The 257-nt window shown below is 71.2% G+C and carries 1 protein-coding gene; it reads left to right on the top strand.

The window, feature by feature from the left end; translation table 11 throughout:
- Nucleotides 1-257: rhodanese-like domain-containing protein (locus ACQG3P_RS20425; RefSeq protein WP_426806063.1), on the top strand; the 257-nt coding region annotated here is incomplete at both ends.

Below are 257 nucleotides of genomic sequence, written 5' to 3'. Positions count from 1 at the left end.
CGGTCGCGACGCCGACGCCCAGCGCCGTGCCGGCACCCTCACCGCGGTGGCTGTGCGCCCGGCCGATGAGCGTGCGATTGCGTCGATTGGCGGCGACTACAAGACGTTCGACGGCAACAACCGTGCCGAGCTGGAGGCCCTGCCCAAGGACACCACGTTGGCGTTCCTGTGCCACCACGGTGGCCGCAGCGCGCAGGCGGCGGAACCGTTCCGGGCGCTGGGCTTCAGCAAGGGCTACAACATCACCGGCGGCAGCG

The organism is Stenotrophomonas sp. SrG (assembly GCF_050031795.1).
In the GTDB taxonomy this organism is placed as follows: Bacteria; Pseudomonadota; Gammaproteobacteria; order Xanthomonadales; family Xanthomonadaceae; genus Stenotrophomonas; species Stenotrophomonas rhizophila_A.
This window is presented reverse-complemented; position numbering and strand designations above follow the sequence as displayed.